Origin of the sequence: Ornithinimicrobium kibberense (assembly GCF_006519705.1) — a bacterium.
GTDB classification, from domain to species: Bacteria; Actinomycetota; Actinomycetes; order Actinomycetales; family Dermatophilaceae; genus Ornithinicoccus; species Ornithinicoccus kibberensis.
The window spans coordinates 65,645-78,272 of the sequence record NZ_VFXM01000006.1 but is presented as its reverse complement, the minus strand read 5'-3'; the positions used below and the strand labels follow the sequence as shown (position 1 = coordinate 78,272).

The 12,628-nt window shown below is 74.1% G+C and carries 16 protein-coding genes; 1 reads left to right on the top strand and 15 read right to left on the bottom strand.

Translation table 11 applies throughout. The features are described 5' to 3' along the window. Nucleotides 1-49 precede the first annotated feature (49 nt). From FJR00_RS06435 to FJR00_RS06390, 10 genes are all read right to left on the bottom strand, one after another. Entirely contained in the window at nucleotides 50-247 is a 198-nt protein-coding gene (locus tag FJR00_RS06435; RefSeq protein ID WP_181409527.1) for a PIN domain-containing protein, read from the bottom strand. Nucleotides 248-273: 26 nt separating this feature from the next. Next, nucleotides 274-519, bottom strand: a complete 246-nt coding sequence (locus FJR00_RS06430; RefSeq protein ID WP_141337973.1) for an AbrB/MazE/SpoVT family DNA-binding domain-containing protein — start codon at nucleotides 517-519, stop codon at nucleotides 274-276. A 40-nt stretch (nucleotides 520-559) separates the two neighbouring features. Beyond that, nucleotides 560-1,795, bottom strand: coding sequence for an acyl-CoA dehydrogenase family protein (locus FJR00_RS06425; protein WP_238330355.1), 1,236 nt, complete (start codon nucleotides 1,793-1,795; stop codon nucleotides 560-562). 80 nt (nucleotides 1,796-1,875) lie between these two features. Further along, nucleotides 1,876-2,673 (bottom strand): PIG-L family deacetylase, encoded by a 798-nt coding sequence (locus FJR00_RS06420; protein ID WP_141337972.1) that lies wholly within the window; start codon nucleotides 2,671-2,673, stop codon nucleotides 1,876-1,878. 141 nt (nucleotides 2,674-2,814) lie between these two features. Beyond that, entirely contained in the window at nucleotides 2,815-4,557 is a 1,743-nt protein-coding gene (locus tag FJR00_RS06415) for an AMP-binding protein (protein WP_141337971.1), read from the bottom strand. A 46-nt stretch (nucleotides 4,558-4,603) separates the two neighbouring features. After that, nucleotides 4,604-5,218, bottom strand: a complete 615-nt coding sequence (locus FJR00_RS06410) for a hypothetical protein (protein ID WP_141337970.1) — start codon at nucleotides 5,216-5,218, stop codon at nucleotides 4,604-4,606. A gap of 102 nt (nucleotides 5,219-5,320) precedes the next feature. Then, nucleotides 5,321-6,043 (bottom strand): matrixin family metalloprotease, encoded by a 723-nt coding sequence (locus FJR00_RS06405; protein WP_238330365.1) that lies wholly within the window; start codon nucleotides 6,041-6,043, stop codon nucleotides 5,321-5,323. A 43-nt stretch (nucleotides 6,044-6,086) separates the two neighbouring features. Beyond that, a complete protein-coding gene (locus FJR00_RS06400; RefSeq protein WP_141337968.1) occupies nucleotides 6,087-6,758 on the bottom strand; it encodes an FMN reductase in 672 nt (223 codons plus the stop codon). Between the two features lie 71 nt (nucleotides 6,759-6,829). Continuing rightward, nucleotides 6,830-7,972, bottom strand: coding sequence for an LLM class flavin-dependent oxidoreductase (locus tag FJR00_RS06395; protein WP_141337967.1), 1,143 nt, complete (start codon nucleotides 7,970-7,972; stop codon nucleotides 6,830-6,832). A gap of 114 nt (nucleotides 7,973-8,086) precedes the next feature. Then, a complete protein-coding gene (locus FJR00_RS06390) occupies nucleotides 8,087-8,923 on the bottom strand; it encodes an SDR family NAD(P)-dependent oxidoreductase (protein WP_141337966.1) in 837 nt (278 codons plus the stop codon). Between the two features lie 18 nt (nucleotides 8,924-8,941). Here FJR00_RS06390 and FJR00_RS06385 point away from each other — a divergent pair, with 18 nt between their 5' ends. Continuing rightward, nucleotides 8,942-9,655 carry a rhomboid family intramembrane serine protease gene (locus tag FJR00_RS06385; RefSeq protein WP_238330352.1) on the top strand — a complete coding sequence of 238 codons (714 nt, stop codon included), beginning with the start codon at nucleotides 8,942-8,944 and terminating at the stop codon, nucleotides 9,653-9,655. A gap of 40 nt (nucleotides 9,656-9,695) precedes the next feature. Here the strand turns inward: FJR00_RS06385 and FJR00_RS06380 are convergent, their stop codons facing one another. From FJR00_RS06380 to FJR00_RS06360, 5 genes are all read right to left on the bottom strand, one after another. Next, nucleotides 9,696-10,088: a type II toxin-antitoxin system VapC family toxin gene (locus FJR00_RS06380; protein WP_141337965.1), complete on the bottom strand. Its 393-nt coding sequence runs from the start codon at nucleotides 10,086-10,088 to the stop codon at nucleotides 9,696-9,698. Then, nucleotides 10,085-10,354, bottom strand: a complete 270-nt coding sequence (locus tag FJR00_RS06375) for a type II toxin-antitoxin system VapB family antitoxin (RefSeq protein ID WP_141337964.1) — start codon at nucleotides 10,352-10,354, stop codon at nucleotides 10,085-10,087. Before FJR00_RS06375 ends, FJR00_RS06380 begins: the two co-directional genes overlap by 4 nt. Before the next feature lie 46 nt (nucleotides 10,355-10,400). Continuing rightward, entirely contained in the window at nucleotides 10,401-11,192 is a 792-nt protein-coding gene (locus FJR00_RS06370; RefSeq protein WP_141337963.1) for an NAD-dependent epimerase/dehydratase family protein, read from the bottom strand. A gap of 147 nt (nucleotides 11,193-11,339) precedes the next feature. Then, on the bottom strand, nucleotides 11,340-12,179 hold the full coding sequence (locus FJR00_RS06365) for an SDR family NAD(P)-dependent oxidoreductase (protein ID WP_202876606.1): 840 nt from the start codon (nucleotides 12,177-12,179) through the stop codon (nucleotides 11,340-11,342). Beyond that, nucleotides 12,176-12,613 (bottom strand): ankyrin repeat domain-containing protein, encoded by a 438-nt coding sequence (locus FJR00_RS06360; protein WP_141337962.1) that lies wholly within the window; start codon nucleotides 12,611-12,613, stop codon nucleotides 12,176-12,178. The genes FJR00_RS06365 and FJR00_RS06360 overlap by 4 nt, the downstream gene beginning before the upstream one ends. Between the last annotated feature and the right edge of the window lie 15 nt (nucleotides 12,614-12,628).

Sequence of the window (12,628 nt, the reverse complement as noted above, 5' to 3'; positions counted from 1 at the left end):
TCGGCGACGCGGGCTGCGACCCGCGGTCGTCGTGAAGGGCAGCGTGGTGTCAGCCGACGGCGAGATCCATACCGACGGCGTCGTAGGCCGGCAGCGCACGCCGGTCGAACGTCAGCCGCGTCCGCCCGTGCGTCCTGGCCGTCATCCCGACCAGTCCGTCGTAGACCGCGCCGCCCTTGATCCCGACCGCCGCCAGGTGGCGCAGGGCGTCCCGGTGACGGTCGTGGAACGGCAGGAGCGCAGGCACCCGGACGCTGGTGTCGCAGGTCGGCCTCACCGGCGGGTGGCCTCGAGCACCTCGCGCACCGTCGCGGTCGTGAGCCGGGGCACCTCCTCCTGGGGCACCAGGACCGGGAACCCGTCCTCGTCCTCCAGGGTGACGGGGGTGGAGGCCACCTCGATCTCCAGCCGACCGTCCGTGAAGGCGATGTCGACGAGCTGCCCCGGCTGGAGCCTCATGGCCTCCCGCAACGCCTTCGGCACCACGATGCGACCGGCACCGTCGATGGTCGTTCGCATCGCACGAATCTACCATCGGGGTATCGCCCCGAGTGGACCCTCAGGTGAAGGCGCTCACGCCCGTCACCGCCCGGCCGACGAGCAACGACTGCACGGTCCGGCTGCCCTCGTAGGTGTAGACCGCCTCCAGGTCGGCGAAGTGCCGACCCACGTGGTGGTCGAGGAGGATCCCGTTGCCGCCCAGCAGGTCCCGGGCCGTGGCCACGACCTCGCGGGCCGCGGTCGTGGTGTGCAGCTTGGCCATGGCCGCGTGCTCGAGGGTGCACCGGCCCTGCTCCTCCAGCTGCGACATCCGGGTGCACATCAGCTGCATCGAGGTGATGAGCGTGACCATCCGGGCCAGGTCGTCCTGGACCAGCTGATTGTGCGCGAGCGGCCGGCCGAACTGCTCGCGCCGCCGCGCGTAGGTGAGCGCCCCCTCGTAGGCCGCGACCGCGTGGCCCAGCGCCTCCCAGGCCACCGTCTGCCGCGACCGGGCCAGCACCCGGTTGGTGTCCTCGAACGTGCGCGCCCCCGCCAGCCGGTTCCCCGCCGGCACCCGGACCCCGTCGAGCCGGATGTGGGCCTGCCACACCCCGCGGTTGCCGACCTTGCCCTCGATGACCTGCGCGTCCCAGCCGTCGGCCTCCTGCGGCGCCTCGACGACGAACCCTCCCACGTTCCCGTCGTCGTCGCGCGCCCACACCACCGCCAGGTCGCAGACCGACCCGTTGCCGATCCACCGCTTCGCCCCGTCGAGCACCCACCCGTCGCCGTCCCGCCGTGCGGTGGTCTCCAGGCTGACCACGTCCGACCCGTGGGTGGGCTCGGTCAGCGCGACCGCGCCGAGCAGCTCGAGCCGGGCCATCGCCGGCAGCCACCGCTCCCGCTGCTCCTCCGACCCCAGCACCTGCACCGACGTCATCGCCAGGCCCGAGTGCACCGCGTTGAGCGTGGCCACCGACCCGTCCCCGCGGGCCAGCTCGGCGCACATCATCCCCTCGGCCAGCGGCGAGACCCCCGCGCACCCGTACCCCTCGATCGAGGCCCCCGCGACGCGCGTGGCGGCATACGCCCCGAGCAGCTCGCGCGGGAACCGGGCCGCCTCCCAGAACTCCGCGGCCCGCGCGACCACCTCCTCGTCGCACCACCGGCGCACGCCGTCGCGCAGCTCGCGCTCCCGTTCGGTGAGCAGCTCGTCCAGGTCGAAGAAGTCGGTGCCAAGGGCCGTCCCGAGGTCGCTGCCGTCGGGCAGCTCGCGCGCGGACTCCGGCATCGGGGCGGGGGACTGGTCCATCCAGCGAGGGTATGCAGCCGCGCCGGCCCCCGCGACCGGGCGCCTCGGGTCGGGGCCGGGGTGGAAGGGCCTCCCGGGGCTCAGCCGTCGAGCAGCGGGTGCCCGTCGACGACCCCCGCGGGGCGACCCTCCTCGATGAACCACTCGTCGCCGAAGGCCATCGCGAACTGCTCCTGCGGCATCCCCAGCATCCAGCCGACGTCCTCCTGAGAGGCGTGCGCGGCCAGGGCGGCCCGCTTGGCGGCCAGCACCGGGCGGGCGTCGACGTGCCAGTGCAGCTCGTCCTCGGGGGTGCCGAACGGGTTGCCGTCGTCGGCGGGCGCGTCCGGGTCGATGCCGACGTCCTCCAGCCCGGCCTCCCGGGCGGCGGCCACCAGGCGGCGGATGTGGTCGCGGTTCATCGTGGCCTGCAGCCACCGGGGACGGCGGGCGGCCAGCTCGACGGCCCGCCTCACCACGTCGTGGACCTTGACGTGGTCGGGGTGGCCGTAGCCGCCGTGCCAGTCGTAGCCGACGACCGCGTCGGCGTCCTCCTCGTCGAGGACGGCGACGAGGCGGGCGGCGGCCTCCTCGGTCGAGGCCCGGGCGAAGGCCCGCTCCCCCTCGTTCTGCTCCCACCCGGTCATCCCGGAGTCGGCGTAGCCCAGCCAGGCGACCCGGGCGGTGCCGAGGACCTCGGCGGAGGCGGCCGCCTCGACGCGACGTCGGGCCCCGACCGTCTCGCCCTCGGCCAGGTCGGCCGGCACCGTGCCGTGGTCGCCGTCGGTGGCGTAGACGCAGACGACCCGGTGGCCGGCGTCGGCGGCCAGCCGCATCGTGCCCGCGGTCTGGGACGCCTCGTCGTCGGGGTGGGCATGGAGGAGGACGATCGTGCTCACGAGGGACCAGACTAGGGCCCGGGCCGGCCGCCCGTGACCGGTTCGGGGCTCACGCCTCGCGGTGCCAGTCCCCGCAGGACAGCGTCCGCAGCGGCACCAGGGCCACCCAACCGCAGGCCTGCAACGGGGCCAGGTGGTGCCTCAGCCCTTCAGCTCGGGGAAGTCGCTGTCCCGCCACTCCTGCTGGACCACCCCGGTCGTGCCGGGCAGCACCGCCTCGCTGGCCAGCTCGTCCTCCCGCGCCCGCAGCTCGACCCGGCGGATCTTGCCGGAGATCGTCTTGGGCAGCTCGAAGAACTCGATCCGACGCACCCGCTGCCAGGGGGCGAGGTGCTCCCGGGCGTGCCGCAGGATCGACAGGGCGGTCTCCCGCGTCGGCTGGTGCCCGTCGACGAGCGACACGTAGGCCTTCGGCACCGCCAGCCGCACCTCGTCCGGGGCCGGCACGACCGCCGCCTCGGCCACGGCCGGGTGCTCGATGAGGACCGACTCCAGCTCGAAGGGGCTGATCTTGTAGTCGCTGGCCTTGAAGACGTCGTCGGTGCGGCCGACGTAGGTGATCATGCCCTTCGCGTCCCGCTCGGCCACGTCGCCGGTGTGGTAGAAGCCGCCGGCCATCGCCTCGGCGTTGCGCCCGTCGTCGCCCTGGTAGCCCGTCATCAGCGCGACCGGCGCCGCCGAGAGGTCCAGGCAGATCTCGCCCTCGCCCGGGCCCTCCACCACCTCGCCCGTCTCCGGGGAGACGAGCACGGAGGGCACGCCGGGCAGCGGCATACCCATCGAGCCGGGCTTGACCCGGTCGCCGGGGCAGTTGCCGATCTGGGCGGTGGTCTCGGTCTGCCCGTAGCCGTCCCGCAGGGTCAGCCCCCACTGCCGCTGCACCTGGGCGATGACCTCGGGGTTGAGCGGCTCACCGGCGCCGATGACCTCGCGCAGGGCCCCCGGGCCGCCGGAGAGGTCGGCGTTGATGAGCATCCGCCACACGGTCGGCGGGGCGCAGAAGGTAGTGACCCGGTGCGCCCGCAGCACCTTGAGCAGCGCGGCCGGGTCGAACCGGGCGTAGTTGAAGACCAGGATCGTCGCCTCGGCGATCCACGGCGCGAAGAAGCAGCTCCAGGCGTGCTTGGCCCAGCCGGGGCTGGAGATGTTGAGGTGCACGTCGTCGGGCCGCACGCCGAGCCAGTACATCGTCGACAGGTGCCCGACGGGATAGCTCACCTGGGTGTGCTCGACCAGCTTGGGCCGGCTGGTCGTGCCGGAGGTGAAGTAGAGCAGCAGCCGGTCGTCCGCGCCCGTGCCCGGGTGCCCGGCGGGCGGGACCGAGGTCCGGTATGCCGCGCGCAGGTCGGTCCACCCGTCCGCCTCCCCGACGGACAGGCGCACGTAGTCGCCGGGCACCTCCTCGAACTTGGGGGTGTCGGCCGGGTTGGCGACGACCGCCGTGGCCTGCCCACGCTCGATGCGGTCGCGCAGGTCTGCCGGGCCCACGGCGGTGGTCGTGGGCATGACCACGGCGCCGAGCTTCATCACCCCGAGCATGGTGTCCCACAGCTCGACCTGGTTGCCGAGCATGACGATGACGCTGTCTCCCCGGGAGACGCCCTGGCCGGCGAGGAAGGCGGCGACCTGGTCGGAGCGGGTGGCGACCTCGTCGTAGCTCAGGGTCGTGTCGGACAGGTCCTCCTCGACGATCGTCAGCGCCGGCCGGTCGTTGCCGCGGGCGATCGCGTCGAACCAGTCGACGGCCCAGTTGAAGGTCTCCCCCACGTCCGGGTAGCGGAACTCCGCCCGGGCCCGCTCCGGCTGCCCGTGCAGGGAGAGCAGGAGGTCGCGGGCCTCCCGGTAGCGGTCGGTGCTGGTGCTCGGGGCGGACGTCGTCGTCATGGTCCATCCCTACTACACACGGCCGGAGCCGCGCACCGAGGGTGCGTCAGGCCCAGCGGGAGAAGACGCGCTGCAGCTCGCCGGCGTGCCGGGCCGGCACGTAGGCGACGGTCATCGACCGCCCGTGGCGCACGTAGGCCGGACGCTGCCCGGCCCCGGCCACCGCGGCGAACAGCTCGGGCATGACCACGGGGTCGGCCCGGTCCTGGGTCCGACGGGGGTGGATCTCCCGGGTCAGGTCCTCGAAGGTGAACCGGACGACCCAACGGCCGCGCTCCTCGTCGACGCCGCCCTCGACCTCCTCGAGCAGGTGGGCCGTCCCGGCGGCGTCGGCCAGCTTGCGCACGAGCTCGGGGTAGGACTGGGGCCCCACGAGGTGGTCGAGGTCCACCGTCGTCACCCGGGGGTGCCGCGTGAGCGCGCCGTCCTCGCCGCGGGCCATCACCTGCAGGATCGCCACGTAGGGGTGCAGCTTAATCCAGCCCGCGGCGTCCGGGTCGTCGGCGATGTCCTGGACGCCCACCCCGTCCTGGGTCTCCAGGCCCAGCCGGGCCAGCGTGCCGAGCTGCTCGCCGACCGAGGGCCGGACGGGCGGGGGCACCGGCGTCGGGGGCTCCTCGCTGCTGTCCTTGCCGCGGGTGAAGATCTCGAAGGGGCCCATGGCCTCAGCCTGCCACGGGTCGGGGTCGGCGGCAACGGATCCGCGACCCCTGTGACGCGGTCGACACCGCAGGTCACCGGCCCTGACGAGGCCGCTGCGGGGTCAGGAGCAGGCCGCCTCCCGCAGCGCGGCCAGGCCGGCGAGATCACCCTCGCCGAGCTCGCTCTGCCCGTCGTTGCGGGCGGCCATCAGCTGGGTGGGGTCCTCGGTGTGGCCCAGGCCCAGGACGTGGACCAGCTCGTGCACGAGGACCGCCTCGGGGTCGGTGCGGGAGAACCAGCCGCCGGTCTCCTCGGTGTCGACGACCACCATCCCGCCGACGGCGTGCCCACCCCCGCCCGGTCCCTGGACGTAGCTGGAGCCGCCGATCCCGGCGACCGGGCCGGCCAGCGCCGGCACCTCCTCCTCGTCGGCCCAGCCGAGCAGCACCGGGCCGAAGCCGCGGTCGGCGAAGTCCCGGTCGGCGGTCTCGCCGACCACCTCCAGGTCGAACCCGCTCGCCGTCGAGAGCCGGGCGACCGCGGAGCCGACCATGTCCGCATACCCCTCCGGAGCCCCCTCGGGGTTGACCACGATCTCGACGGTCTCCTCGCACGGCCAGGTCAGCGGCTCCCCCCGCGCGGTCGTCTGCAGGAAGGTGTAGCCGTCGCCGCCCGAACCGGGCTCCCCGTGGAGCGGGTCGACCGCGGCGTCCCGCAGGTCGCTCAGCTGCAGGTCGGGGGAGACGACGAGCGTGCCGACGATGACCGCGCCGACGACCACGAGGGTGCCCAGCACCCCGCCGCAGGAACCTCCGCGGCCCCGGTCGGTCGTCGAGGGGGTCATCGTCACCGTCCCAGTGTGCGGGACGCTCCTGCCAGCGGCCTGACTACTGCCCCAGCCCGCCGAGGAGCGTCTCGAAGTCGGTGACGTCCTCGTCGACCCCGTTGCCGGAGGACCGGCGGCGCGGGGCGGCCAGGTCGTCCTCGCGCGGCACGAAGCCGCCCACGGCGCCGGTCTCGGCCACGACCAGGGAGGCCAGCTCGGCGGCCGCCTGGGCGATCCGCCGGCCGAGCCGGTCGGACTCCCCGCCGCCGAAGTCCTCGGTCGCGGCGAACACGCCCGTGGGGACCACGACGGCCCGCAGGTAGGTGAACAGCGGCCGCAGTGCGTGGTCGAGGACGAGCTGGTGCCGGGAGGTCCCCGCGGTGGCCGCGACGATCACCGGCACCCCGTTCAGGGCGTCGGTGTCCAGCACGTCGACGAACATCTTGAACAGCCCGGAGTAGCTGGCGGTGAACACCGGCGTCACCGCCACCAGCCCGTCGGCCGACGCCACCAGGTCCCGCGCCTGCGCGACCCGCGGCGTCGGCATCCCCCCGGTGGTCATGGTGGTGGCCAGGTCCTGGGCGAGCTCCCGGAGCTCGACCACCTCGACCTCGGCGCGCTCGCCGCGCGCGCTGACCTGGGTGGTCACGGCGTCGGCGATGCGGTCGGCGAGCAGACGGGTGGACGAGGGGTTGGACAGCCCGGCGGTGACGACGACGATGCGGCGGGTCATGGAGGCTCCTCGGGGGTATGACGTGGGGCGGGTGCCCGGGACCGCCCTCGGGGGGGCGGTCCCGGACGGGGTCAGCCCGCGCGGGCGGCGGCCCGGTCGGCGGCGGTCCGCGCCGGGGCGACGAGGTGGTGCGGCGCCTGCGGGCCCTCGGCGACGAGGGAGGCGTGGGTGGGCGGGTCGCTGGGCACGGAGGCCGGGCGCCGGGCCTCGAACTCGCGGCGCAGCACCGGGACGACCTCGCGGCCGAGGATCTCGACCTGCTCGAGGACGACGTCCAGCGGCAGGCCGGCGTGGTCCATGAGGAACAGCTGGCGCTGGTAGTCGCCGACGGCGTCGGCGAACCCGAGGGTGCGCTCGATGACCATCTCCGGGGTGCCGACGGTCAGCGGCGTCGCCCGGGTGAACTCCTCCAGGCTCGGCCCGTGCCCGTAGACGGGGGCGTTGTCGAAGTAGGGCCGGAAGAAGCGCTTGGCCTCCGCCTCGGTCCCGGCCATGAACGCCTGGCCGCCGAGCCCGACGATCGCCTGCTCGGCGGCGCCGTGGCCGTAGTGCTCGAAGCGACGCCGGTAGAGGCCCACCATCTGGGCGGTGTGCTCGATGTTCCAGAAGATGTGGTTGTGGAAGAAGCCGTCGCCGTAGTAGGCGGCCTGCTCGGCGATCTCGGTCGAGCGGATCGACCCGTGCCAGACGAAGGGCGGCGTGCCGTCGAGGGGGCGGGGCGTCGAGGTGAAGCCGTGCAGCGGGGTGCGGAACGTGCCCTGCCAGTCCACGACGTCCTCGCGCCACAGGCGGCGCAGCAGGTGGTAGTTCTCCACCGCGAGCGCGATGCCCTGGCGGATGTCCTTGCCGAACCACGGGTAGACCGGGCCGGTGTTCCCACGGCCCATCATGAGGTCGACGCGACCGCCGGAGAGGTGCTGCAGGAACGCGTAGTCCTCCGCGATCCGCACCGGGTCGGTGGTGGTGATGAGGGTCGTCGCGGTCGAGAGCAGCAGCCGCTCGGTCTGCGCGGCGATGTAGGCCAGGTGGGTGGTCGGCGCCGACGGCACGAACGGCGGGTTGTGGTGCTGCCCGGTCGCGAAGACGTCGAGCCCGACCTCCTCCGCCTTGAGCGCGATCGCGGTCATCGCCTGGATCCGCTCGTGCTCGCTCGGCGTGCGGCCGGTGGTGGGGTCGGGCGTGACGTCCCCGACGCTGAAGAGACCGAACTGCATGGCTCACCTCTCGCTGGTTGATCTGTCAATCATCCTAACGCGAGGGGCGCGCCGGGCATTCCGACCGGCCGCCGGGCGGGGCCGAGCCGCCCCGACCGGCAGACCGGCCCGTGGCTACCCGGCGGGCACCGCCGGGCGCTGCAGCAGGTCGGCCATCTTCCGGGCGATGAAGTCGGTCGCCCGGCGCGGGGCCACCCGGGAGAAGAGGTCCATCACCATGGCGTCCTTGCCGACCGTGACCCGGAAGCGTCCCTCGACGACGGCCTGGTCCACGATGGTCCGGGCGGCGTCGACGGCGCTGGTCACCCGGTGCTGGCTGTTGGCCCGCGCCTCGGCGGCGTCCGCCCCGCCCGGGACCACGACCCCGCTGTTCGCCGTGATGTCCGTGCCGATCGCGCCGGGGAAGACGACGGTCACCGCGACGTCCGTCTCCCGCAGCTCGGCGTAGAGCCCCTCCGTCAGCAGGGTCACCGCCGCCTTGCTCGCGCCGTACAACGTCTGGCCGGGCACCGGCAGGAAGCCGCCCATGCTGGAGACGTTGACCAGGCAGGCCTCGGGGGCGGTGCGCAGGTGCGGCAGGAAGGCCTTGTTCACGTGGATCGTGCCCCATAGGTTGACCTGCAGGACCTTCTCCATCTCCGGGTAGTCCAGCTCGGCGAACGGCACGAACTGCTGGATGATCCCGGCCACGTTGAGCAGCCCGTCGACCCGGCCGTGGACGGCGACGACCTCGTCCGCGACCGCCTCCACGCGCTCCCGGTCGCCGATGTCGACGACGTGCACGGAGAGGCGCTCGCCGGCCGCCGCGAGACCCTGCGTCCCGGCGAGCGCCTCCGCCCGCAGGTCGAGCGCGGCCACCCGTGCCCCACGCCGGATGAGCTCCAGGACGACCTCCCGGCCGATGCCGTTACCGCCGCCCGTGACGACGAAGACCTTGTCGTTGACCTGCATGTTTCCTCCTGTGTCGTGATGACCCCAATTCTACGACAGCTCGTCGTGGACGACGGTGCGGGGCACCTGCGCGAGCCCCGCCCCGACCCCGGCACGACGGCATACCCCCGGCCCGTCCCCTGGCACGATGGGGAGGTGACCTCCCGCACCCCCGTCCGGCCCGGCACCCCCACGTGGGCCCGCCGGGTGCTGCCCGTGCTGCTGCTCGTGGCCCTCATGTGGACCGTCGAGGTGGTCGACCTTTTGCTGCCGCTGCCGCTGGACCAGTTCGGGATCCGCCCGCGCGACACGGGGCACCTGGCGGGGATCGTGCTCAGCCCGTTCCTGCACCTGGGGTTCGGGCACCTGCTGACCAACACCGTCTCGCTGCTCGTGCTCGGCGGCCTGCTCGCCCTGACCACCCGGCACCTGTGGCTGGTGACCGCCGGCGTCGTGCTCCTCGGCGGCCTGGGGGTGTGGCTGCTGGGCGGGCCCGGAACCGTCCACATCGGGGCCAGCGGGGTGGTCTACGGGTATGCCGCGTTCCTGGCGGTCTACGGGTTCGTCTCCCGGCACCCCTGGCGGGCGCTCGTCGGGGTGCTCGTGGTCGTGCTCTACGGGTCGATGCTGTGGGGCGTGCTGCCGCTACGCGAGGGCGTCTCCTGGCAGGGGCACCTCTCCGGCGCGCTCGCCGGGGTGGCGCTGGCCGTGTGGCTGGGTCGCCAGGACCGTGCGGACGTGCGGAGGCGCTGAGCCCCTGCACCCGGGCGGTGCCGGTGCCGACGATCCCTGCTCAGGCGACCCGACGCACGTCCGTGTGGACGAAGTCGTCCCCCTTGAACAGCAACGGCTCGTCCAGCCGGATGGCGAGCGCATAGCTGAAGCAGTCGCCGAAGTTCAGCCGGGCCCGGTGTCCCGACCCCCGGCCGAAGTCGCGGTAGGCCTGCCGGGCGGCCCGCGCGTCGGCAGCCGTCACGTCCACGACCGTGATCCGGAGGGCGTCGACGAGGGCGTCGTAGCCGCGGCTGAGGACGGGGTCGCGGCGGCCGTCCAGCACGACGCCCACCTCGGTCCACGAGACGGCCGAGATGCGAGGGGACGGCTCGGACCTGAGGCGGGAGAGGAAGTCACGGCGCTCGGGCTCGCCCAGGACGATCGCCACCAGGGCCGAGGAGTCGACGATCACGCGGGCAGGCCCTCGTCGTCGTACAGGTCCTCCAGGGAGGCGCGCACCGCGTCGGAGTCCGTGGGCGTGAGGGACGCGTCGATCTGGGCGAGGATCCGTTCGACCCCTGGGTCCGGCCCTCCCGGGCCTGCGTCCGGCCCGGAGGAGGCGTCGGCCAGGTAGCGCTCCAGCGCCTCCTCCACCACGGAGACCTGCGACCTGCCGGACAGCTCGGAGGCCCGGCGGATCAGGTCGCAGACCCGGTCGTTCTTGATGTTGATCGCCACGGCACCAGGGTACCGTGTTGGCGGTACCTAAGGTACCCCGTAGTGCTCACGCCTCCGGCCAGGAGTCGGGCGTGTGCTCGCCGCCGGGCACGACCCGCTCCTCTTCCTCGGCGACCTCGTGCCAGCTGTCCTGCGGCCGGTAGCCCAGCTCGAGCATCGCGTCGGTGAGGTCCCACCGGCGGTTGGGGTTGTCGGAGACCGCGTAGTAGACCCCGAACCGGGTCGGCGCCTCCACCGCCCGCTGCAGCGCCTGGGCCGCGTCGCCGGGGCTGAGCCACATGGCCTGCACGATGTCCTGGTCGGCCGCCCCGTAGTCGCCGCTGACCCAGCCGATCCGCAGCGCGATCACGTCCAGCCCGTGCTCCTCGTGGTAGAAGCGGCCGAGCACCTCCGCGAAGACCTTGGACACCCCGTAGAGCGAGTCCGGCCGCGGCGGCTGGGAGTTGTAGACCGGCCACTGCTCGTCCCGGTCGTACATCCCCATCGCGTGGTTGGACGAGGCGAGCACGACCCGGCGCACCCCGGCCGTGCGGGCGGCCTCCAGGACCGTGCGAGTGCCGACGATGTTGAGGTCCAGGACGGTCTCCCACGGGGAGTCGGGCGCGGCGGCCCCGGCCAGGTGGACGACCGTGTCGACCCCGGCGAAGGCCCGCTCGCACGCCGCGAGGTCGCGCACGTCGAGCTGCTGCACGGGCGGGTCGGCGTCCGGGTCCGCGTCGACGTCGGTGAGGACCAGCTCCCAGTCGTCGCGGGTCCGGTCGAGCAGGATCGGCAGGGCGTCGCCGGCGACGGTGCCGCCGGCGCCGGTGACGAGGACTCGGCGAGGGCTGGTGGTCATGGGGTCACGGTAGGGCAGCCGGTTCCTCCGCTCATCCCGGGCCGCGCGGGTGCGGCCCGCCGGCGGGCGCCGCTGCCGTGTCACATCGGTCACCCGGACGACCGATGTGACACGACAGCGGGGAACATCGGTCCGGAGCGGCCCTTCCTACCGCAGGTGGCTGGCCCCGTTGAAGTCCAGCACCGCGCCGGAGGCCCAGTGCGACCACGGGTCCGCCAGCGCGACGACCGCGTCGGCGATCTCCTCGGGGGTGGCGACCCGGTGGAAGGGGCTCTGGGCCCTGACCGCCTCCCCCTGGTCCCCGGCGAGGGCGTAGCCGGCCATCTCGGTGGCGATGAAGCCCGGCGCGACCCCCAGCACCGCGATGCCGTGCGGCGCCAGCCGGACCGCCATGGACTGCCCCAGGGCGTGCAGCCCGGCCTTGCTGGCCCCGTAGGCCGGGATGTCCGGCTCGCCCCGGTAGGCGCCCCGGCTGCCCACGTCGACGATCCGCCCGGCGGGCAGCCCCTCGGCCGCGGGGACGTCGATCATGTGCCGGGCCACCTGCCAGATCAGGTGGGCCGGGCCGAGCAGGTTGGTCGCCAGGGTGCGCTCCCAGACGGCGACCCAGTCGGGGTATGACGTCTCCTCCAGCGGGTGCGTCCCGCGCCGTCCGCGACCCTCCTCGGGGGCGACGATCATCGCGGCGTTGTTGACGAGGACGTCGACGCGGCCGAGCACGCCGACGGCCTCGGCGGCCAGCCGCTCGACCGCGGCCGGGTCGCCCAGGTCGGCCTGCACGAGGCCGTGCCCCTCGCCCGGCAGCGAGCCCAGCACGTCCCGGGCCAGGTCCTCGCTGCCGTGGTAGTGGACGACGACCCGGTCGCCACGGGCGGCGAAGGCCCGTGCGGTCGCGGCGCCGACGCCGCGGGAGGACCCGGTGACCAGCACGCCCCGCGACGGCGTCCCGGCCGCCTCGGTGCGGGCCTCACCCGCCCGCGCGCTCACGGCATACCCCCGTCCTGGAGCAGGTCGGTCCGGCCGAACAGCTGCGCGGTCTCGCGTGCGGTGGGCGTGCCCGCGTCGGGGTCGGCCCCTGCCTCGAGCAGCACGGCGACGACCTCGTCCTCGCCCTTGAAGACCGCTCCGGCCAGGGGCGACTGGCCGCGGTCGTTGAGCCGGCCGACGTCGGCCCCCCGCCCGGCCAGCTGGCGCACCAGGTCGGCGTGCCCGTGGTAGGCGGCGAGCATGAGCAGCGTGTTGCCGTCCGGGTCGGTGAGGTCGACCGGGGCGCCGGCGTCGACGTACGCCGCCAGCTGCTCGGTCCGGCCGTGCCGGGCCATGTCGAAGAGGGCGTGCGCGAGGTCGACGGCCTCGGGGGGAGGGCCGTCCGCCTCCGGCGGGGCGCCGTCGGGTGGCTGGGCGCTGGGGTCCGTGGGCATGGCTCGCTCCTCGTC

Coding starts and splice junctions, on each gene's coding strand:
- FJR00_RS06430 (WP_141337973.1), bottom strand. CDS start 519: ATGCGAACGACCATCGACGGTGCCGGTCGCATCGTGGTGCCGAAGGCG.
- FJR00_RS06425 (WP_238330355.1), bottom strand. CDS start 1,795: ATGGACCAGTCCCCCGCCCCGATGCCGGAGTCCGCGCGCGAGCTGCCC.
- FJR00_RS06415 (WP_141337971.1), bottom strand. CDS start 4,557: ATGACGACGACGTCCGCCCCGAGCACCAGCACCGACCGCTACCGGGAG.
- FJR00_RS06410 (WP_141337970.1), bottom strand. CDS start 5,218: ATGGGCCCCTTCGAGATCTTCACCCGCGGCAAGGACAGCAGCGAGGAG.
- FJR00_RS06405 (WP_238330365.1), bottom strand. CDS start 6,043: ATGACCCCCTCGACGACCGACCGGGGCCGCGGAGGTTCCTGCGGCGGG.
- FJR00_RS06400 (WP_141337968.1), bottom strand. CDS start 6,758: ATGACCCGCCGCATCGTCGTCGTCACCGCCGGGCTGTCCAACCCCTCG.
- FJR00_RS06395 (WP_141337967.1), bottom strand. CDS start 7,972: ATGCAGTTCGGTCTCTTCAGCGTCGGGGACGTCACGCCCGACCCCACC.
- FJR00_RS06390 (WP_141337966.1), bottom strand. CDS start 8,923: ATGCAGGTCAACGACAAGGTCTTCGTCGTCACGGGCGGCGGTAACGGC.
- FJR00_RS06385 (WP_238330352.1), top strand. CDS start 8,942: ATGACCCCAATTCTACGACAGCTCGTCGTGGACGACGGTGCGGGGCAC.
- FJR00_RS06370 (WP_141337963.1), bottom strand. CDS start 11,192: ATGACCACCAGCCCTCGCCGAGTCCTCGTCACCGGCGCCGGCGGCACC.
- FJR00_RS06360 (WP_141337962.1), bottom strand. CDS start 12,613: ATGCCCACGGACCCCAGCGCCCAGCCACCCGACGGCGCCCCGCCGGAG.